17 protein-coding genes are annotated in these 21,201 nt (G+C 42.3%); 4 read left to right on the top strand and 13 right to left on the bottom strand.

What is annotated here, in order from left to right:
* Positions 1-526: 526 nt before the first annotated feature.
* The 7 genes from EF384_RS09715 to EF384_RS04720 all read right to left on the bottom strand — a co-directional run bounded on the left by EF384_RS09715 (position 527) and on the right by EF384_RS04720 (position 7,455).
* Positions 527-703, bottom strand: coding sequence for a hypothetical protein (locus EF384_RS09715; RefSeq protein ID WP_158607411.1), 177 nt, complete (start codon positions 701-703; stop codon positions 527-529).
* Between the two features lie 59 nt (positions 704-762).
* Positions 763-2,250 (bottom strand): Mur ligase family protein, encoded by a 1,488-nt coding sequence (locus tag EF384_RS04745; protein ID WP_123779839.1) that lies wholly within the window; start codon positions 2,248-2,250, stop codon positions 763-765.
* Positions 2,251-2,436: 186 nt separating this feature from the next.
* Positions 2,437-3,444, bottom strand: coding sequence for a tRNA (adenosine(37)-N6)-threonylcarbamoyltransferase complex transferase subunit TsaD (gene tsaD, locus EF384_RS04740; RefSeq protein ID WP_123779838.1), 1,008 nt, complete (start codon positions 3,442-3,444; stop codon positions 2,437-2,439).
* Positions 3,445-3,473: 29 nt separating this feature from the next.
* Positions 3,474-3,980 (bottom strand): ribosomal protein S18-alanine N-acetyltransferase, encoded by a 507-nt coding sequence (gene rimI, locus EF384_RS04735; RefSeq protein ID WP_233570037.1) that lies wholly within the window; start codon positions 3,978-3,980, stop codon positions 3,474-3,476.
* The gene (gene rimI / locus EF384_RS04730; RefSeq protein ID WP_233570036.1) at positions 3,973-4,524 is read right to left on the bottom strand and encodes a ribosomal protein S18-alanine N-acetyltransferase; all 552 of its coding nucleotides are present in this window, start codon (positions 4,522-4,524) and stop codon (positions 3,973-3,975) included. The genes rimI (EF384_RS04735) and rimI (EF384_RS04730) overlap by 8 nt, the downstream gene beginning before the upstream one ends.
* Before the next feature lie 40 nt (positions 4,525-4,564).
* A complete protein-coding gene (gene tsaB, locus EF384_RS04725) occupies positions 4,565-5,329 on the bottom strand; it encodes a tRNA (adenosine(37)-N6)-threonylcarbamoyltransferase complex dimerization subunit type 1 TsaB (protein WP_123779836.1) in 765 nt (254 codons plus the stop codon).
* Positions 5,330-6,021: 692 nt separating this feature from the next.
* Positions 6,022-7,455, bottom strand: a complete 1,434-nt coding sequence (locus EF384_RS04720) for an MFS transporter (protein ID WP_123779835.1) — start codon at positions 7,453-7,455, stop codon at positions 6,022-6,024.
* Positions 7,456-7,682: 227 nt separating this feature from the next.
* On the opposite strand from EF384_RS04720, the gene EF384_RS04715 reads away from it, so the two are divergent.
* From EF384_RS04715 to EF384_RS04705, 3 genes are read left to right on the top strand one after another with little or no spacing between them, the layout of a single operon-like run.
* Positions 7,683-8,609, top strand: a complete 927-nt coding sequence (locus EF384_RS04715; protein WP_123779834.1) for a VOC family protein — start codon at positions 7,683-7,685, stop codon at positions 8,607-8,609.
* Positions 8,610-8,619: 10 nt separating this feature from the next.
* Positions 8,620-9,234, top strand: coding sequence for an alpha/beta hydrolase (locus tag EF384_RS04710; protein WP_123779833.1), 615 nt, complete (start codon positions 8,620-8,622; stop codon positions 9,232-9,234).
* Between the two features lie 24 nt (positions 9,235-9,258).
* Positions 9,259-9,489, top strand: coding sequence for a DUF896 domain-containing protein (locus EF384_RS04705; RefSeq protein ID WP_123779832.1), 231 nt, complete (start codon positions 9,259-9,261; stop codon positions 9,487-9,489).
* Positions 9,490-10,178: 689 nt separating this feature from the next.
* Here EF384_RS04705 and EF384_RS04700 read toward each other — a convergent pair.
* From EF384_RS04700 to ilvB, 6 genes are all read right to left on the bottom strand, one after another.
* Entirely contained in the window at positions 10,179-11,648 is a 1,470-nt protein-coding gene (locus EF384_RS04700; protein ID WP_123779831.1) for a glycoside hydrolase family 1 protein, read from the bottom strand.
* A gap of 91 nt (positions 11,649-11,739) precedes the next feature.
* Positions 11,740-13,668 carry a beta-glucoside-specific PTS transporter subunit IIABC gene (locus EF384_RS04695; protein ID WP_123779830.1) on the bottom strand — a complete coding sequence of 643 codons (1,929 nt, stop codon included), beginning with the start codon at positions 13,666-13,668 and terminating at the stop codon, positions 11,740-11,742.
* 1,131 nt (positions 13,669-14,799) lie between these two features.
* Complete coding sequence (gene ilvA / locus EF384_RS04690; RefSeq protein ID WP_123779854.1) at positions 14,800-16,059, bottom strand: threonine ammonia-lyase IlvA; 1,260 nt, start codon at positions 16,057-16,059, stop codon at positions 14,800-14,802.
* 60 nt (positions 16,060-16,119) lie between these two features.
* Complete coding sequence (ilvC, locus tag EF384_RS04685; protein WP_123779829.1) at positions 16,120-17,130, bottom strand: ketol-acid reductoisomerase; 1,011 nt, start codon at positions 17,128-17,130, stop codon at positions 16,120-16,122.
* A gap of 105 nt (positions 17,131-17,235) precedes the next feature.
* Positions 17,236-17,508: an ACT domain-containing protein gene (locus tag EF384_RS04680; RefSeq protein WP_123779828.1), complete on the bottom strand. Its 273-nt coding sequence runs from the start codon at positions 17,506-17,508 to the stop codon at positions 17,236-17,238.
* Entirely contained in the window at positions 17,505-19,208 is a 1,704-nt protein-coding gene (ilvB, locus tag EF384_RS04675; protein ID WP_123779827.1) for a biosynthetic-type acetolactate synthase large subunit, read from the bottom strand. Before ilvB ends, EF384_RS04680 begins: the two co-directional genes overlap by 4 nt.
* 392 nt (positions 19,209-19,600) lie before the next feature.
* Here ilvB and EF384_RS04670 point away from each other — a divergent pair, with 392 nt between their 5' ends.
* Positions 19,601-20,392 carry an ABC transporter ATP-binding protein gene (locus tag EF384_RS04670; RefSeq protein ID WP_123779826.1) on the top strand — a complete coding sequence of 264 codons (792 nt, stop codon included), beginning with the start codon at positions 19,601-19,603 and terminating at the stop codon, positions 20,390-20,392.
* Positions 20,393-21,201: the final 809 nt, after the last annotated feature.

The raw sequence follows: 21,201 nt of genomic DNA, 5'->3' as shown, positions 1-21,201 counted from the left end.
CCACAGCAATCGGATGCTCATCGGTGAGGTTATTTCAATTGTAATCGCTTTCTAGATGAAATACAAGTGCATATTTTCACATAATATATATATCCTTTGCTTATATGTTCATTAATCGTCTATTTTACAGTGTTAATTCTTGTTTACTTTGTCACAATATGGTTAATTTATACCATTTGATATTTTTAAGACCTTATTCGGATGAAGGTCACGCTAGCATAAAATTTTCCACCTAGGTTGTTGGGATTGTATATATGCAATCTAAAATAACCAGTAATTGGAAAGTTCGGGATGCTTTGGTTTCAATAATGAGAAAAATTGCGTCACACAGCGGGCTGAACTTTCACTTTTTTTGGGAAATGAAAAGTTCAGCCATTTTTGCTTTCCATTCTTTCTCATAAATGGACGCACAGCCCCTTCTGGTTATAACTTTTTGACTTTTTAGAGTAAAAAATATACAAGTGCAGAAATCTCTTTCTTCAAATAGAAAAAAGCCGGATCACTCCGCCTTTTCCTTATCTAACGTTTATAATTTCATGGCCCAATAGAAGAAGACAAGTCCTGAAATGACGGCGATTATCAGTAGAAAGATAATGATATCAACGAAGGTGTCTCTAGGTTGGGGCGTATATTTTTTAGACCGTTTATTGGTCTGGGTTTCTTTGTGCTTATCTGTCTTGCTGGTATGTTTCCAAGATGCCACCCAATCACTCACCTTTCTTGTGTTCTTGATTACTATTGATGATACCATAATCCGTGGCTTTACCGAAAGTGAACAACCCTACTCTGCATCATGGCTTCTGCTGCTTCTTGGTCAGAAATGACCCCTGTACGGCAAGGGATCCGGTAGTTTTCGTGGCCCTTGCCTGTCATCACTAAGAGGGTTGGCCTTTTTGCCATTTCAAAAGCTGTTTGTAGTGCTTCAAAACGGTCCATGATGATGGCTAGGTTATCGAAGCCATAATAAGTCATGTATTGGCTATAATTTGCGACCATCTTGTCCTGGGTCACGCCATTCAAATCATCTGTAGTTAGGATGGTGAAATCTGCATTCGCTTGAGATGCTTGGACCATTTTGGGAAATTTGCCACTATCACGTTGACCGCGGAAACCAAAGATGTGGATGATGTCGCGACCGGGATAGGTATTGCCCAGACTAGTCAGTAAGGCTTCGATGGCATCCGGTGTGTGGGCGTAATCGACAATAATGGTTTCTTCAGGGCTGACTTCATAGGTCTCCAAACGTCCGGAAATGCCCGGGAAGTCAGCAATTGCTTGGTTGGTATTGCCTGGATCGAGACCCAAATCGTCGACCACGGCTGTTGCTAGAATCAGATTTTCCTGGTTGTAGGTCCCGGCTAGTGGCGCGGTGATGGTCACGACTTGGCCGTTGAAATCAACCTCTGCAGCATCGTCATAACAATCTAGCACGTGGGCGTTGGCGCCCTCTTCTTGGCCAACGGTAACCACCTGCTTGCCTGCCGCTTGCAGTTCACTGGCTAAACGGTGGCCCCACATGGTATAGGTGTTGATGACCGCAGTCCCGTCCTCTTTCAGCAAGTCAAAAAGCATTTTCTTGGCTTGGAAGTAATTCTCCATGGACTCGTGGTAGTCAAGATGATCGCGGTACATGTTGGTAAATAAGGCATAGTCAAAGGTCATCCCCTGCATGCGGTATTGATCTAGCCCTTGACTAGATGCTTCAATGATGACCGCGTCGTCATCTGAATTGGCGAGGGCTTTTTGGATTTCAGTGGCACTTGGTGTGGTCAGCGTGGCATCATAGCGTTGGCCGTTCACTTCGTTATAGACGGTCCCAAAGTATGCGACTTGGTAACCAGCTTTTTCCAGTAGGTGTTGTAGAAATAAGGCAGTAGTCGTTTTGCCGTTAGTACCCGTAATCCCGATGACCAGTTTGTCCTGACTAGGGAAGCCGTAGTAGGCGGCCACGAGGGCTCCCAAGGCTTTACGGGCATTTGCCACCTGGACGAAGGCGGTGTTATTATTAGCGCCAGTTCTTTTTATATCCAGCGGACGATCGGTCACGATAAGGGCTGCGCCGGCGTCAATGGCGTCTTGGATATAGGCCGTGCCGTCCTTTTGGAAGCCTGAAATCGCAACAAATACGTAGCCTGGTGCAACGGTTTGAGATGATTCGCTAATGCCTGTGATGGTCATTTCGCCGATTGCTTTACTGATAGGTTGACTAGTGCTAACGACACTTTTTTGAAATAATGTGCTGATTTTCATGCCTTTCACGACTCCTTTGTTGTGCTTGTAGTTTGATAGGTCTTATATTAGGTTGGAAATACGATGAAAGTATGAAGTTTTTGGGGCAAAAAAAGAACCAATGCTAGAGGAATTAACCGGCATTGGTCCATAAAGATTAAGTTGTTTAAGAAAGTACTGCTAAATGCTTAAGCTCTGGTGGCTTGACTAGAGTGATAAGCCTGGTTTAGCATCCAAGCCTAGGGGCGCAAAGTCCGCTTGCGCATATAAAGATTCGGCTGCGGCACCAATCATGGCTGCATTGTCCCCACATAAGCTTAACGGTGGGAATTGCAGGGTAATTTCTTGGTCAAAGGCCTCGATAGCTGCAGTTAGTTGGGTACGCAAGCCTTTATTGGCTGCCACCCCACCGGCTACTAGGACATGCTTGATTTCAGGATGCAATTCCAAGGCGCGCATGGTGCGACCCACCAATTGATCTAGGGCTGCTGCTTGGAATGAAGCCGCCACATTGTTCATATCTAACGCTTCATTCTTTTGTTTGGCATTATGCATGTGGTTAATCACGGCTGATTTTAGACCTGAGAATGAGAAATCTAAAGTATCTTCGCCCTTCATGGCACGTGGATAATTGTAGACATCTTCCCCTTCATGCGCCATTTGGTCGATGATTTTACCGCCTGGATATGGTACCCCAATCACTCGGCCAATTTTGTCGTAGGCTTCACCTACTGCGTCATCGCGGGTATCACCGATGGTTTCAAAATCGTTGTCACCGCGCATTAATACAAGCTCGGTATGACCACCAGAAACAACCAAGGCTAATAATGGATAGTCCATTGGTGCCACTAATTGGTTGGCATAAATGTGACCAGCCATATGGTTAACCCCAATCAAGGGTTTTTGATGGGCAAAGGCTAAGGTTTTCGCTGCGGTAATCCCAATTAGGAGTGACCCGACTAGGCCTGGCCCTTGGGTAACAGCGACCGCATCTACGTCATCCCACGTTGCGTCCCCTTCGGTCATGGCTAAATCGATGACTTGGGTAATTTGTTCCACATGGTGACGACTGGCAATTTCGGGTACAACCCCACCAAAGCGCATGTGGCTTTTGATTTGGCTGGCCACCACGTTTGAACGCATATCTGTTCCGTTCAAGACGATGGCTGCACTCGTTTCATCACATGATGATTCAATGGCTAATATTGTTGCCATAAATTGAAAACTCCTTTCTGAAATACTATTTATATTTGATTCAATTGTATTTGATAAATAATCGCGTCGTCTAAGTTTATCGGATAATAGTCCGGACGGCTAGCAATTTGTTTGAAGCCCAGGCTTTCGTATAGTTTGCGGGCTGCTTGGTTGCGGCTGCGCACTTCTAAGGTAACCGTGGCTACGTCTTGATTGTGATAGTGGTCAAGGACATATTGTAAGACTTGCTTGGCCAAACCCCGTCTTTGATGACTCGGCACCACGCCAATATTAAAGAGTTCCGCTTCGTCAAAGATCAATTGAAAATGCGCCACCGCAACAATCTCGCTCGTTGCTTGGTCGCGCATGTAGAAAAATTGATGGAATCTGTTGTGTAGGCTGGTTTGAATAGTCTGTTCCGTCCACGAAAACCCTTCTGGAAATGCTTGGACTAGTGCGCCATGGAGGTCGGCTGTCATTTCCCCCACAGTGGCAGGTGATTGACTGCTCGCCCACTCGGCATCGATTTTATGGATTTGCATGGTCTGTTTAGGCACTTTCGATCACTTCAATCTGGTCGATGTTCATGAGTGGCATCAGACGCATTTCGTAGGCGTCTTCGTCGTTGTCTGAGTAGTAACGCTCTTTGGTGGCACTTTCGTAGAAGCCAAAGCGTTGGTAGAAGCGTTGGGCGCCATGGTTTGAGGCGCGTACTTCTAGGGACATGGCGTTGCGGTCCAGTTGTTTGGCACAGCAAATAGCCCGTTGTAATATGGCTGCCCCAATCCCCATTGATTGGAAGTCTGGGTTGACGACAAAATTTGAGATATGGACATCTGTTCTGTCACGGCGACAACCGACAAAACCTGCTAGTTCTTCGCCGACGAAGGCTTGAATGTAGTAGGTATTGGGATTTTCTGTCATATCGTACAAGAAATCCTGGGCTGTCCATGACATGACCTGATGATAGGCACGATATTCCACATCTACCATTTCGTAGATGACTCTCGTATTTTGTAAGGCAAAGGTAACTACCCGTCCGTCTGCAAGGGTGATTGGTTCTTCGTTTAAGTCTAAATCGGATACCACTGAATTTTTCATCGTAAATAACACCTGTTGATTCAAATTTTTGAAAAAATTACTAATCTGTTCTTTCCACGTATTTGCCTTCATCTAACTTAGCCTCCTCAGGATTTTGAGCTAGCCAATTTTCTTCAGCCTCTGCTAATTTTGCATAGTAAGGAATAAAGGTATCCACATCCACCTGTTCTAATGGTAACGCACCAAGGTGACTGGCATGTATTAGGCCAAGTTCACTTGGTAAGATTCGCGCTTTGTCATTTTCGCCAAAGAATGCTGTAATGGCTTCCGTAAACTGGTCGACATCCGGACTAATAAAGTATAGTGGCAGTGCTTGTAATGAGGCATCTGCTGCGATATGCGCCTTCACTTGATCTAGGAATGTCGCGAATTTACCATGAGAAGTGGTGAATAGTTGTTTAAATGTATTGCCCTCTTTTTGGTAGAGGGTCGCAAATGCTGTTTGACGTCTGGCATCGATAAATGGCAAGACCAGTGCCGGTGCCTCGAACGTTTGAACGTTGCCAGCTAATGCTTGTAAGGTTGGGACGGTATATAAAGGAATGCTTAGGGTGTTGGCCATCGTTTTGGCTGCTGTCACCCCAATACGGAGCCCTGTATAGGATCCCGGACCCGCTGTTACCACAATGCCCTCTAAATCATTTGCTGTCCAACCAATTACCTGGAACATTTGATTGATGAGCGGCAGTAACTGCGTTGAGTGTTTGATTTTGGTATTGGTGGTTGTTTCAGCCACTACCTTATCGCCATCACGTAAAGCTACGCTCAGTGATTGCGTTGATGTATCTATTGCTAAAGTTTTCATAAAACCACCTTGTTCTATCTTGGATTTTGATTGTGTAATATTGACGTTTTTGATTATTTTGAGGACGCCGAATGCCACTATCTGACCTACTGATTATAGGGGCAATTGTCCTGACTTTCAAGCCGTCGGTATTCATGGCAAATGTGCCATCTTTTCTTCTTTAGTATAGCAAAATACCAAGCCTAAATGTGAAAACAATTACCGAAATTTTAAGCGATAAATGATTCAATGGCATGCACCAGCCATGCCATACCGCTACAGCATCTGAAGTGTCCAGTTATGGAGAGGCGTTTTAAGCTGTTGGGTGGTGTGACTTATCTGGGAAAATAAGTCACACTTCATCCAAATCCGTGACTTATATAGGGATATAAGTCACACCCAACCAAACCTGTGACTTATATAGGGATATAAGTCACACCCAACCAAACCTGTGACTTATATAGGGATATAAGTCACACTCCAACTAAATCCGTGACTTATCTGGGAAAATAAGTCACACTCAACCAAACCTGTGACTTATCTGGGAAAATAAGTCACACTCAACCAAACCTGTGACTTATCTGAGCAAAATAAGTCACCGTCAAAAAAATCAAATGGTTGGGTTGTGCAGCGCACAACCCTACATTACTTGTTTTAAAGCAATCAAAAAGAGGCGAGGACAAATGTCCCCGCCTCTCCCTATTGATGACTGTTTAGCCGTTGTCAATTGTGTGACCTAAGTCTTTTTGCATTGCATGGTAGTCTTCGGTGGTGATGTTGAAAACTAATAGGTAGGCAATGAAGACTAAACCAAACCCAACTAGTGGGAAGGTGATTGACATGTTGTAGATAGCGTTCACGTTTGAAGCTGTCCAAGTTGCGGCGTTGTTTAATTCTAATGATGGTGCAGCGTATGCGATTAATAGCGGTACACTGGCTGATGAAATGGCTGTACCGATCTTACGACAGAAGATATATGAAGAATATAATGATCCGTCAGAACGGAAGCCTTGTTTCCATTCGTTGTAGTCAATTGCATCTGAAATCATTGCCCATGATAATAATTGGAAACCAAATGTGAACATGTTGGCAATGGCCATCAAGATGATCCAAGTTGTTGAGTTATCAACTGGGAATAATAACATGCTGATGTAAATCACTAATGTTCCGATTAAAGGAACGATGATTACTTTACGTTTACCAAATTTGCGTACTAACGGTGTAATCATCAATACCCCGATAGCTAGTGGTGCGATTTCAATTAGTGTGAACCAAGAGAATAAACCACCGTCGTTGTATTTTACTTGTAAAGTCATTTGGTGTAACTGAGACGCAGAGTAGATAAAGATTGTTTGGGCAGTACCCGCAATAATTTGCGCGATTAGGGCGCGGTTAGAGAATAAAGTTCTTAATGTTGTAAAAATTGATGGCTGTTTTTCGCCACGTTTGTCGTCAGGTTTTACACGTTCTTCCACATTATTGTATAGCAACAAGAAAGAGATTAACGCGACAACACCCAAGCCCAACATAACAGGGAACATCAATTGTCCTTGGAATTGTGATACCACCTTACCATCAACTAGTTTGTCTTGGTAAACAATTAAAGGAATAATAGCGACTGGTAATTTGGCAACTCCTGCCCCGATTGAACGCGCAGTTGATAATTTCGTACGTCCTTCTGATGAATCAGTAATCACTGAGTTCAAGGTACCGTAAGGAATGTTGACTAGCGTATAGGCGAAGTCCCAAGCTACATAAGAAATTGCACAGACAGCCAACTTCACACCATAGCTCATACCAGATGTATCAAAGTACATGAAGGCTGAAATTAAAGCTAATAGCGGTCCACCTACTAAGATAAATGGTTTGTAGCGGTTGCCTTTAATTGGTTTAATACGGTCAGAGAAGTAACCAACCATTGGATCATTAATTGCATCAAACACACGTGTTAAAATCATAATTGCAGCAAAATGTGTTGCTTCAATGCCAATATATGACACATAAAAAATCGTCAAATAATAGGTTACGACAGAGTAACTCAAGTTACAACCGAAATCCCCAAAGAAGTAGCCGATAATATCACGCATACCAAATGGGCGTTTTTCTGATTCTTGTACCGCAGTCGATTCACCATATGAATTTCCCATGTTCTTCCTCCTGTTTATCACATTATCTATTAAAGTGTAACAAATACATTCTAACAAATTCTGTTTCGAAATGGCGTAAAATGAGACAAGTTTACATAAACTTCACAATACGCCCTATTTGCTTACAAAAAAATCATCAAACACCTATTGATTCGAATTCGAAATGATGTTATACTAAATATATCAAATAGTTCGATTTAGAAATATTCCTAGAAGGAGGAAAAAAGATGGCAACAGATATTCAACAATTACACCACATTACAGCAATCGTCGGTAATCCGAATGAGGTATTAACTTTTTACAGAGATATTCTTGGCCTTCGTTTAGTCAAGAAAACGTTAAACTACGATGACCCTTACACTTATCACTTGTACTTTGGTAATTATGATGCTGATCCTGGTACCATTATTACTTTCTTCCCCTGGGAAAACAAGAAAATGGGCGAACTTGGCGATGGCCAAGTAGCAACCACCATCTACGCGATTCCAGAAAACAGTATTGATTTCTGGGCGAAACGTCTAACCGATAAGGGTGTTGATTTTGTACGTGGCAGTCGTTTTGACCAAGAAACCCTATTAATCAAGGATTTCCATAATTTAAACATTGAATTGGTAGAAAAAAATTGGGGCAAAGCGAATACCTATGCAGTGGATGATATTACCCCTGAAACAGCCATTCAAGGTTTTGCGGGTGCCATTATTTACAGTCATCGCCCAGCAAATACCCTGCATTTCTTTGAAGACGTATTAAACTGGCCGGTTGTTGACGAAGATGCAGTATACACTCGCCTCCAAGCACCTGGCGACCACAAAGAATGGATTGATATCCGTAAAACACCTGGTACGTTTGGTACAATGGCCATAGGTACTGTTCACCATATTGCTTTTCAAGTGGATGATGAAGATACCTTAGTCTATTGGTTAGATATTGCGCAAAAAGAAGGCTACAAGGCAAGTGATATTAAAAATCGCGATTACTTTAAATCACTATATTTCCGTGAACGTGGTGGACTACTGATTGAGTTGGCGACGAAAGCACCAGGTTTCACCTGGAATGAATCACTAGAAAATTTGGGGACTGAACTTTTCTACCCTGCAAAACACCAGGCAATTATTGAAGTTGTTAAGAAGAAACTGACACCACTGGATTTTTAAAGGAGACATTATGAGTTACGAATATATCTACAAACCATCAACAGTTGAACATGCCCCTACTTTGCTATTATTGCACGGTACTGGCGGGACGGAGAACGATTTGCTAGATGTGGCGAATTTTATTGATCCGAATGCGAATATCTTGTCGTTACGCGGAAATGAGCCAGAAGGACCTTACAATCGTTTCTTCAAACGCCATGGTGAAGGGAATTTAGACGTGGAAAACTTGAAATTCCATGCCCAAGACCTGTATAATTTCATAGATGAGATGGCAGAGGCCATAGGTTTTGACCGTGACAAGGTTGTGCCGATTGGTTATTCGAATGGTGCCAACATTGCCGGTGGTATGTTGCACATGTTTGATAATCCGTTTAAGGGCGCGATTTTGTTACATGCAATGGTACCTTTTGAAACGGATAACATGCCAAATCTAAGCAAGACACCCGTCTTTATCGGTGCTGGTAGCAATGATCCAATTGTAGCGACTAGCGAGAGTGAAAATTTAACCAAAGCCCTAGAATCAGCGGGCGCTACCGTAACCCTTCACTGGGAAAACTACGGCCATTCCCTATCAATGCCTGAATTACAAGCAGCGAAAGGATGGTATGCCTCCGCTGTTGGCTAATATGAAATGAAGGAATGATAGCATATGGCAACGAGTAAACTCATTGCACGAATCAATGAATTAGCTGCGAAAAAGAAAGCCGGCACCATTACGGAAGCCGAGTTAGCTGAGCAAAAGGAACTACGTCAAGAATATTTGAACGAATTCCGCAGTTCATTTAAGGGGATTATTGAAAATACCCGCGTCATCGACCCAACAGGTGCAGATATCACACCTAAGGAAGTTGACGAAGCAAAGAAAAAGAAAAATCAATAATTGATTTGGCAGAGATTGGGACTCATGGTTCCAATCTCTTTTGCTATATTGGGCACGCGTTCATTATAGAATGATTCGAGATATTTGATAAAATAGCAAAATTTTATAGCATAAAATTTCATTCTATAAATAAATGACAATTTTTACAGAATGACAACTGGTACTTTATAGAAGGGTAAAACTTATCAAGAATGGGATTATATGCGTTAAAAAAACATTATATTTTATAGAACCGTAATTTATGCTTGATAAAAACGCCCAAAATTATAGAATGGCAGGTTCATTCTATAATCGCAGGTATCTCTGGGCATTTTTGATTGGTGGAATCGCTTAACTGGTATGCAAAAAAACACCATTTCGCGCAGTGATGAGCACTGCAATGTAAAAAGAGGCTAGGACAAAAGATTAAAATTATAGATTTTTCGTCCTTACAGTGTACATTCCTTGTGAGCCATGGGACCATTGAAAGCCAAGGTCTATGAATTTGAAATCGAGCCAAGGTCTCGATTTCATCCTCGTTCACGGCTAAGGAACTACACTTTCAGTCCTTTAACACCTGTTCCCATGATATATGGCAATCAAAATTTATAAGAATTTTTTCAAAGTAAAAGGCGTACACAACGCTTATTAAGAATTGTGCACACCTTTTTAGAGCCCTTTTGTCCCAGCCTCTTTCATACTAATCATCACTAATCATTTAAAATATTTGCACCATTTGAGCCGATGACATCTTTATACCAGAAGAATGAGTCTTTACGGTAGCGGTCATAGCTTCCATTTCCTTGGTCATCCGCGTCAACGTACACGAAACCGTAACGTTTTGACATTTCAGATGTTGATGCAGACACTAAATCTGTACAACCCCAAGGTGTGTACCCCATCAACTCAACACCATCTTCAATCGCTTCATGCATTTGTTGGATGTGGGCTTGTAAGTAGTCAATGCGGTATGGATCATGGATACTACCATCTTCTTCAAGCGTATCAAAAGCGCCTAATCCATTTTCCACTATAAATAGTGGTACTTGGTAGCGGTCGTATAATTTATTTAAGGTCACACGCAAGCCAACCGGGTCAATTTGCCAACCCCAATCAGATGCTTCCAAATAAGGATTTGGTTCAGATAGACTGAAGTTTCCTGCTGTATATTCCCCATTTTCAGCTGGGTTATGGCGAGAAATTGCGGTCATGTAGTAAGAGAATGACATGAAATCAACTGGGTAAGTAGCTAAGATATCTTCATCACCATCTGCCATTTGGATTTCAATATTATTTTCCTTGAACATGCGATTCGTATAGGCTGGATATTTTCCGCGTACTTGAACGTCTGAGAAAAATAAGTTTTCATGTTCTGCTTGAATAGCTTCCATCACATCAAGTGGATTAGTTGTTGCTGCATATGATTCCATACGCGCTAACATCATGCCGACTTTATTTTCCGGATTAATTTCATGGGCAATTTTTGTTGCCAAAGCTGAAGCGACAAATTGATGGTGGGCTGCTTGATACATATCAGATAAGTTTTGTTTACCATCTTCAAATAATAATGCCCCACCAACATAACCTGAAATTCCCATGACGTTGATTTCATTAAAGGTCAACCAGTATTTTACCTTGTCTTTGTATCGTGTGAAAACAGTTTCGGCATATTTGACGAATAAGTCGATGACTTTACGGTTTTTCCATCCATCATAATTTAAGGCAATCCCAATTGGCGTTTCATAATGAGATAAGGTAACCAATGGCTCGATACCATATTTTAACAACTCATCAAAGACAGCGTCATAGAAAGCTAGGCCTTCTTCATTTGGTTCAGCATCGTCGCCATTAGGGAAGATACGAGACCACGCAATGGATAAACGGAAAGTTTTAAAGCCCATTTCTGCGTACAAAGCGATATCTTCTTTATACCGGTGATAAAAGTCTGAACCCCAACGTTTTGGATACAAACCTTCTTGATCCTCCAAAGCAAAAAGTACTTTTTCACGGTTCATCGGTGCGGCAAATTCTTCAATTTTCTTACGATCTTCCGGAGAGACAGCTACCGCCGTATCAGAAGTAGCTGGTCCACGCCCGCCTTCATTCCATGCACCTTCAAATTGATTAGCGGCCGTTGCGCCACCCCATAGAAAACCTTGTGGAAATACTTTCTCTGACATATAAAATCCTCCTATTAGCTTTGTTCGACAATTATTGAAATAAAAAAGGTGAGTATTTCACTCACCCTTCACTTGATTTGAATTGATTACATTAAGCTTTTACGTTGATGAAGTTATCATCTGCAAATGCTACTGTTTCAGCTGTTGTTGCTTCAACTGAAGCGTAGTCATTTGTATTTGTAACAATAACTGGTGTTGTAATTTGGTAACCAGCTGCTTTAATTGCATCAATATCAAATGATACTAAACGGTCACCCGCTTGAACGCGGTCACCTTGTGACACATGGGCTGTAAAGTGTTGACCATCTAATTTAACTGTATCCATACCAATGTGGATTAAAATTTCTGTACCAGCATCAGTGATGAAACCAATTGCATGTTTTGTTGGGAACAAGATTTTCACTTCACCGTTTGCTGGTGCTGTTACAGTACCAACAGTTGGTTCAACGGCAACCCCTTGACCCATTGCGCCTGAAGCGAATACTTGGTCGTCAATATCTGCTAAAGCGACTACGTTACCTTCTAAAGGACTTACTAATGTTTCGTCTGTTAAAGTTTTTGGCGCTGCTGTTTCTTCTGTTTCGTCGTCTACTACTGTAGCTGCTGCTGTGCCTGTTGTAGCACCTGCTGTTGCAGGAACTGCGTTACCGTATAGTGTAGGTACTTTTGCAAACATTTGGATTGCGAATGATAAACCAACTGCGATAACAATACCGATAGCTGCATAAATTAGTGAATGGAATGATCCATTTGCAGGGTTGATTAATGAAGGTAAAACGAAGATACCCATAGCACCAACTGAATAAGCTGTTACATTAAAGAATGCTAGGAAAGCACCAACGATACCAGATACGATACATGAAATGATGAACGGTGTTCTCATTGGTAATGTAAAACCGTAGATTGCTGGTTCAGTTACACCAAAGATTGCTGAAATTAATGTAGGGATTACACCTTTTTTCACTTTATCTTCTTTAGTTTTTAAGTAAATTGCTGCTAACACACCTACTTGAGTGAAACATGGTAATAAGGCAGCTATTAAGAGAACTGATGAACCATTTTGTGTCATGTCCAAGATTGCGATTGGTATTAGACCCCAATGTAAACCGAACATAACTAGTACTTGCCATGCAACACCTAAGATTAAACCATAGAAGACTGGGCTAAAAGCGTAAAGGTTTGTGAATAATGCACCAATCCAAGATGAAGCTGTATTGGCAACTGGACCTACAAGCAAGAATGTTAATGGTACAGTAATCATGATTGTAACCATTGGCACCGCAAACATTTTTAAATTATCAGGTGTTATTTTTGTCATAAAGTGTTCAACTTTAGAAGCAAGGTAAATTGCTAAGATTACTGGTAATACTGTACTGTAGTAGCCACCCATTGGTAAAGTTAACGGAATACCGAAGAAGTTTGTACCTTCAACGAATAATGTAGCTAAGTTTGGATATACCAAAGCCCCTGCAATTGCAATAGCTGTAAATTGATTCATTTTGAATTTTTTAGCTGCTGTAACTGCTAAAACTATTGGTAGGTATTGGAATAAACCATCACCCATGATGTTGAATACTAGATAAAGACCACTAGTAGTTGCAACACCTAATGCCGCCATAAGGGCTGCAATCCCTTTTAAGATACCGGCTGCAGCTAACGCGCCCAAGAATGGTTGGAATAAACTAGAAACGATATCAATAAATGTATCGAATAGGCTTGCTTTTTTACCATCATCTTGGCCATCGTCAGCAGGAACTTCTCCACCATCATTTAGATGACCTACTTTAACAACTTCTTCATAAACTTGTGGTACATGGTTACCAATAACTACTTGGTATTGGCCACCAGCTTGCATAACAGTTACTACACCGTCACGGTTTTTTAAGTATTCTGTATCAGCTTTGCTTTCATCTTTTAGATAAAAACGTAAACGTGTCACACAGTGACGAACTTCTTTGACGTTATCCGCACCGCCGACTTTGTCGACAATGTCTTCTGCTAAATCTGTATATTTTGCCATGATAATTTCTCCTCATCATATATAAATGTATAATTGCAACTTACTTCTTTGGGCGACGCCCCTTCTCCCTTTTTGATCTTAGGATGGGAGTGTATGTAGGGAGGTACACACACTCCTATCCTAAGATTACCCTAGTAAAGAAAAACCTTTGCCCGCACTCTCGTGACTTATTCGTGCTTCATTCGCTTCCGTTTTGTTTATCATTCCCTTCTTCATATTAAGCCCTTCAGTTCACTCAATCTTCCTTTAAAAAAAGAAAAAGACCAGACATTAAAATTGTGGACACTAACCCCAAAGGTCTAATGTCTATCAACTTTGATGCCTGGTCTTGCCAGCCGAACTGTAATGAATCCAGTGTACAGAGTACTTGTTTATTTATCTATTGCATATCATACACCCAATTGAAAACGGTGTCAACAAAAAATGACAACGTTTTCTAAATTTTGCTATTTTTTTATTCTTCTATAGAATGACAGTTGACCAATCTTGCCGCCAGCTCTATAACTACATTCCTTCAATTAAAGATTAGGGGGGCAAATTTAAAAAACTCTGATTGTTATCCCTTTGAAGAAAATACAGGCTGGGACAAGAGATTAAAATCATAGATTCTTCGTCCTTACAGTGTACGGTCCTTGTGAGCCGTGGGACCATTGAAAGCCAAGGTGTTTCAATTTGAAATCGAGCCAAGGTCTCGATTTCATCCCCTTTCGCGGCTAAGGAACTACACTTCCAGTCCTTTAACCTGTGCCCATAATATATTTCAATCAAAATGTATAAGAATTTTTTCAAAGTAAAAGGCGTACACCACTCTGTTTAAGAATTGTGTATGCCTTTTAGAGGCCATTTGTCCCAACCGCCTTCATACAAAAAAACACCCTCAAGCCTTGAGGGTGAAAAAGGAAAAAACAAAAATGAAAGGATGATGCAATCTATTAGAGGTCTAGATTGCCTCAAAAACATTATAGCACGGGTCAATTAAAAATGAAAGCCTTTTTATAAAACGTTTTCATCATTGGTGTAACAGTCTTTTTCTATCAAAGGTGATCAAGCCGTCAAAAGACTGCTACAATGGTGTTTTTAGCTTATAAAAGTGCCATGATAGACAAGAGTAGGAATTGCAATTATTTTTTTCTAAACGAGGAAACCATATAAGGTTGGATTTTCGGAAACTGAAACGTAGTTAGGGTCAAATTTTTCTAATCGTTCCAGTAAATCTGGTAGGGTTTCATACTCGCCTAATAAAATACCAACTAAGGCTGGTCCATTTGAACGGGAAATTTTCTTGGTATACTCAAACTTAGCGATGTCATTTTCAGGTCCTAAGACTTCTGATACAAATTCACGCAAGGCACCCGGTCTTTGTGGGAAATTGACCACAAAATATTGTTTCTTGCCTGAGTAAATCAAGGCACGTTCCTCGATTTCGGCCATGCGGTTGATGTCATTGTTCCCACCAGAAATGATGCAGACGACCGTTTTCCCCTTAATCGCCTCTTTCATATTTTCCAAAGCTGCGACAGATAAGGCACCCGAAGGTTCAGCCACGATGGCTTGACGAGTGTATAGGTCGATGATGGTACCCGCGATTTTACCTTCGGGCACGATTTCGATGTGGTCGACCAATTTTTTCACGTATTCAAAGGTAATATTCCCTGCTTTGCCGACAGCTGTACCGTCCGCAAATTTGTCTACATGATCCAAAGCTGTTGGTTGCCCTTCAGCCAAAGCTAATTGCATAGAAGCAGCGCCTGATGGTTCCACCCCAACGATTTTGGTTTCCGGCATAGCCTCGCTCATATAAGCAGAAACACCAGACACCAAGCCACCACCACCGATTGGTACAAGCACATAGTCAGCAGTTTCGCCTTCAGCCGTTAAGCTTTGGTGGACTTCCACTGCTAAGGAACCTTGACCAGCAATGACGTCTTCATCATCATAAGGTTCGATGAAAGTTAATGAATTTTCGCCTGCGTATACGTGCGCTGCATCGTTACATGCATCGAAGGTATCCCCTTCAATCACGATATCAACGTAGTCGCCACCGAAGTAGCGGACTTGGTTGATTTTTTGAGCAGGCGTTGTATTGGGCATAAAAATCGTTGCCATTACTTGCTTTTCATTGCAGGCATAGGCCACACCTTGGGCATGGTTGCCGGCTGACGCACAGATTACCCCGTGTGATAAAGCTTCCTCGTTCAATTCGTTGATGGCAAAATACGCGCCCCGTAATTTGAACGACCGTACCACCTGTAAATCCTCACGTTTCAGATAAATGTTTGCTTCATATTTTTCCGATAAATATGGATCAAACTGTAATGGTGTTTGACGGACGACGGATTGTAACTGTTTGTAGGCATATAATACCTGTTCCTTATTGACTTGCTTGGTCATCATGGCCTTTCCTCACTCTCATTTTGCGTGCATCTCTATCTTGCGATTTCCCTTTAAAAATTAGTTGTTTGTATCTACTGCATTTTCCTTAACGAATGGCATCATATCACGTAATTTAGCCCCAACTTGTTCAATTTGGTGACCTTGTTCTTTTTCACGCATAGCGTAGAACTCTTTAAAGCCATTGTCGTAGTCATCAGTAAAGCGTTTGGCAAATGAACCATCTTGGATATCATTTAGAATATCTTTCATGCGGCCCTTAACATCCGGCGTAATCAAACGCGTACCAGACACATAGTCACCAAATTCTGCTGTATTTGAACAAGATTTACGCATGTGGTCCATACCACCTTCGTACATCAAATCAACAATCAATTTCAATTCATGCATAACTTCAAAATATGCGATTTCTGGTTGGTAACCCGCTTCAACTAGCGTTTCAAAACCAGCTTGGATCAAATGTGTTGTACCACCCATTAGGACCGCTTGTTCACCGAATAAGTCTGATTCCGTTTCTTCACGGAAGTCTGTTTCAATCACACCTACACGCGTTGAACCAATACCATTCGCCCAAGACAAAGCTAAATCACGCGCATTACCAGTCGCATCTTGATAAACCGCAAACAATGAAGGTACCGCAGAACCCTTGGTAAACTCACGACGAACCAAATGACCAGGACCCTTAGGTGCAACCATAAATACATCCAACTCAGCAGCCGGTTTAATATTTTGGAAATGGATATTGAAACCATGGGCAAACGCTAAGGCATTCCCAGCCTCAAGATTCGGCGCAATCTCATTCGCATACGTATCTTTTTGGATTTCATCCGGCAATAACACCATTACAACATCCGCCAACTTAGACGCATCCGCAACAGAATACACCTCAAAACCATCATTACGCGCACGATTCGCAGACGAACCTTCACGAATACCGATGATGACATCATTACCATTATCACGTAAGTTTTGCGCATGCGCATGCCCTTGCGAACCATAGCCCACAACCGCAATCTTCTTACCTTCAAGTGCATTTGCTGTAACATCTTTTTCATAGTAAACCTTTGCCATATTCAAAACCTCCATATAAAATCCTAGTAACTAATCATCAGCTCTTTGTGAAAAATACGACTGCTGGCCAAGGCAGTGCACCTTAGGACCAGCGGCCTAGGTCTTTTAAGGTGCCTCACCTTCTATCACAGCAGGGGCCTTATCCAAGACCACACCACTCAATACGTCTACTTGCTTAGCCAACTGTTTGGCCAATAAGTTTGCAGCTGCCTCATCATCAAAGCGGATACCCACCGTGATCACAGACACCTTGGGATCGTCAGTCGCGACCAAGGTTAAGCTGTCGATATTGTAGCGTGGCTTCAAGACGACCTGGGTAATCCGGTTTAGGACACCCGGGCGATTGACTACTTGTAGTTCGATAAAACTGACACTCATGACAATCCCTCCATTTCATTATTTGCTTTACCAGATGGTACCATCGGCGTTACCAACTCATGTTTATCAATCAAAACTTCTAAGACATAACCACCATCGTAAGCCAACATGGTATCAATCGCAGCCTCTAATTCATTTGGATCAGTTACTTTCGCTGCTTTCACGCCCAAGGCTTCAGATAATTTCACGAAGTCAGGTAGGCCGGCGCCAAATTCAGAATGCGAATAACGATCTTCATAGAAGGCATGTTGCCATTGGTGAACCATTCCTAATACGGTGTTGTTTAAAATGATGAATTTTGGTTTCACACCGTAATGTTGGATGATGTTCAACTCTTGATTGGTCATTTGGAAGCCACCATCACCGATGATTCCAACGACTGGGTGGTCAGTCCCCGCTGTCGCAAAAGCTGCCCCGATAGTTGCGGGCACACCATAACCCATTGTCCCCAATCCACCTGATGTCAATAATTGACGCGGGAATTGATAAGGATAATATTGCGCGGCCCACATTTGATGTTGACCAACGTCGGTAACGATGTAAGCTTGTCCATCCGTTGCTTGCCCTAGATATTCAAGCACTCGTTGTGGACGGATAAAGTCATTGGCTTCTGGTACACGTAATGGATGCAAGGCTTGGTTAGCCGCTTGATGGTCTAACCAAGCTGTCTTGTCTGTCCAGTTTTCAATTGGATTTTCTAGCAAGACTTCTAAGAATTGTTTAGCATCGCCTTCAACTGCGATATCCGTTGCCATAATCTTGTTTAACTCGGCTGCATCAATATCCACGTGGACAATTTTGGCACCTGGCGCAAAGTTGTTGGGATTTGAAGCTACCCGGTCGTCGAAACGGCTACCCAAGTTGATTAAGCAATCTGTTTCCATCAGGGCCATGTTGGCTGCGTAGGTCCCGTGCATGCCCGCCATACCAAGGTTTAGTGGGTCATCACTTGTGAGTAAGCCAACACCAAGTAAGGTGTGCGTTACTGGGATTTGGTAGCGGTGGGCAAAGTCACGCAAGGCTTGCGCAGCTTCTGCCTTCACGAGGCCATTCCCTACTAGTAACAAAGGTTTGTCTGAGGCAAGTAATGCCCTTTTCACAGCTTCAACAGCGACTAAATCAACAAGTGTGTCGGGTTTGTAGCCTGGTAAATCGAAGCTATCGTCGACGTCGTTTAGGTCAACGCGTTGGACACCGATGTTTTTAGGGATATCCACGAGTACCGGTCCTTTACGGCCAGAATTGGCTAAGTAGAAGGCTTCCTTGATGATACGCGGGATATCGCGTGCGTCCGTTACTTGATAAGCATATTTGGTGATGGGTGTCATGAGTGATACCACATCTGTTTCCTGGAAGGCATCTTTACCGATACCGTCCACGGCAACTTGTCCCGAAATCACCACCATAGGAACAGAATCCATTTGCGCAGTTGCGACTGCTGTGACGATATTGGTTGCGCCCGGCCCACTTGTTGTGACGGCCACGCCGACCTCGCCTGTGACACGCGCATAGGCATCCGCCATATGGCCTGCCCCTTGTTCATGTCGTGTGAGGACATGGTTCACATTTTGTCTAAAAAACTCATCATAAATATGCAACGCCGCGCCGCCCGGATAACCAAAAATCACCGATACACCCTGATCTCTCAGCGCGTCCACCAGTAATTCTGTTCCTAACTTGGTTTCATTCGTACTGCCCACATGAGCACCCCATTTCTTCGTTTTTCCTTTAATCTTATCAAGTCATCGAAAGCAATAAAAAAGGCATCCCATACAATATGGGATGCCAAGTCCCACTCAACATCGAATAGGACTCAAATTAACGTTGGTTAATTCCAGTCCTATGTGATAATAATAATCACGACATTCGCATTTAATAAATTGAACGCTCTCATTGAATGAAACTCCTCTCTTTTTTGATTACTCGTTGAAGTTAGTATACTCATCATTTTTTAACATGTCAACAATATATTTTCATTATTTTCTCATAATGTACAAAATTGCCCGATTTTTCTGCTAGAATGGACTTATTATATTAGAAAAATTACAGACTTTCTCATATTTAAATGACATTCGAAGGAGCGATCATCACCATGACCACAGCACACGACATCATCAACCTCCAAAATCTCGCCTTTCGTCGCGGGGACAAAACCATACTGCAAGACATCAACTGGACCATCCAGTCCGCCCAACACTGGGGGCTACTCGGCCTCAACGGATCCGGCAAATCCACCCTTTTGAATATTTTAAACGGGACCCATTTTCCCTCAAGCGGCCAAGTAACCGTGCTGGGTCAGGCCTTTGGTAAGACATCCATCCCCGATTTACAAAAACGTATCGGCCTCGTATCCAGTTGGCTAAACCAACAATTGCCCACCCATCTGAGTGTAGAAAATACTATTATCTCTGGGAAATTTGCCAGCATTGGCATTTACCAACACATCAACGACACTGACCGTGCCCAAGCCGCTCAGCTGCTGGCAGACTTCAATATGTCCCGTCTAAGCGGACGTAACCTTGCCAGCCTCTCCCAAGGTGAGCGCCAAACCGTCCTCATCTTGCGCGCTTTGATGACCGATCCTGAACTCCTGATATTGGATGAGCCAACCGGCGGTCTGGACTTATTCGCCCGTGAACGCCTGCTTGATAACTTGGCCTTGTTGGCTGAGCGTAAACCAGAAGTTAGCCAGCTCATGGTTACGCATCAAACTGAAGAGATTCCGGCCTTTTACCAAAAAGTATTGCTACTAAAAGAAGGCAACATCTTTGCCCAAGGCGACCGGGATGAAATCCTGACTCCTGAACGTTTGCATGCCTTCTATGATAAACCCGTCATCCTGCGCCCCTTCAAAGACGGTCGCATCCAGGTAGTACCGGAATAAGCGGTCTATCGGATAGGAAGGAGACAAATACAATAAATCTTCGATTTTCGTCCTTGCAGTGTACGTTCCTTATTGCCGTGGGACCAGCGAAAGCCAAGGTCTTTCGCTTTAAAATCGAGCCAAGGTCTCGATTTTATCCTCTTTCACGGCAGAGGAACTACACTTCCAGTCCTTTTAGTTGTCCTCCAATATTGATTTCATTGCATGTCTGAAAAAGTTTAGTCTCAGCATATTATTTCTGTTTAATAATATGCCCGTTGAAGACAATTCTTGTTAGGTTTATTCGAGATTGTATTTTTATGGTTATAAATATCCTGAAATTGACACTTTGGAAGGCTTGTGTGACCATTTATGTGAAAAAATACGTCACAAAACCACCTGTGTGATTCGCCATTAAAAGATCGCGTCACACAGCCCTCCGTGTGACGCGATTTTTCTCATTCTTGAACGCACAGCCCCCTGAAGTGTTCAAATCAGGGTTATATGGGATTCAATATATACAATCCCCAACAAGCCGGATAAAATACCTTATTTCAGCGTGCTGCTAATCCAAATAAGCGCTCAAAAAACTCAAAATGAAAAGAGGGCAAGCCCTCTTTTTTCATAATAGGAAAAAATCGCAGGAGATTCGCAAGATAGCACGAATATCCCTAGTATATCTGCCTTATTGACATCATATTGCTAATAAAATGAAAGGATTGACTCTATGCGTTATTTTAAATTTGGTATTCACAATAGTTCAGTATTAATCATCATCCTCTCTATTGTGAATCTTATTAACTTTGTCTTTTTTGATAATTTTCATTTTG

Origin of the sequence: Aerococcus agrisoli (assembly GCF_003797145.1) — a bacterium.
Lineage (GTDB): Bacteria > Bacillota > Bacilli > Lactobacillales > Aerococcaceae > Aerococcus > Aerococcus agrisoli.
The sequence above is the reverse complement of the archived record's forward strand: the minus strand, read 5'-3'. Positions and strand labels throughout refer to the sequence as shown.

Coding starts and splice junctions, on each gene's coding strand:
- rimI (WP_233570036.1), bottom strand. CDS start 4,524: ATGAAAAATTCAGTGGTATCCGATTTAGACTTAAACGAAGAACCAATC.
- EF384_RS04700 (WP_123779831.1), bottom strand. CDS start 11,648: ATGTCAGAGAAAGTATTTCCACAAGGTTTTCTATGGGGTGGCGCAACG.
- tsaB (WP_123779836.1), bottom strand. CDS start 5,329: ATGAAAACTTTAGCAATAGATACATCAACGCAATCACTGAGCGTAGCT.
- EF384_RS04720 (WP_123779835.1), bottom strand. CDS start 7,455: ATGGGAAATTCATATGGTGAATCGACTGCGGTACAAGAATCAGAAAAA.
- EF384_RS04745 (WP_123779839.1), bottom strand. CDS start 2,250: ATGAAAATCAGCACATTATTTCAAAAAAGTGTCGTTAGCACTAGTCAA.
- EF384_RS04670 (WP_123779826.1), top strand. CDS start 19,601: ATGACCACAGCACACGACATCATCAACCTCCAAAATCTCGCCTTTCGT.
- EF384_RS04710 (WP_123779833.1), top strand. CDS start 8,620: ATGAGTTACGAATATATCTACAAACCATCAACAGTTGAACATGCCCCT.
- tsaD (WP_123779838.1), bottom strand. CDS start 3,444: ATGGCAACAATATTAGCCATTGAATCATCATGTGATGAAACGAGTGCA.
- EF384_RS04705 (WP_123779832.1), top strand. CDS start 9,259: ATGGCAACGAGTAAACTCATTGCACGAATCAATGAATTAGCTGCGAAA.
- EF384_RS04680 (WP_123779828.1), bottom strand. CDS start 17,508: ATGAGTGTCAGTTTTATCGAACTACAAGTAGTCAATCGCCCGGGTGTC.
- ilvC (WP_123779829.1), bottom strand. CDS start 17,130: ATGGCAAAGGTTTACTATGAAAAAGATGTTACAGCAAATGCACTTGAA.
- ilvA (WP_123779854.1), bottom strand. CDS start 16,059: ATGACCAAGCAAGTCAATAAGGAACAGGTATTATATGCCTACAAACAG.
- EF384_RS04695 (WP_123779830.1), bottom strand. CDS start 13,668: ATGGCAAAATATACAGATTTAGCAGAAGACATTGTCGACAAAGTCGGC.
- EF384_RS04715 (WP_123779834.1), top strand. CDS start 7,683: ATGGCAACAGATATTCAACAATTACACCACATTACAGCAATCGTCGGT.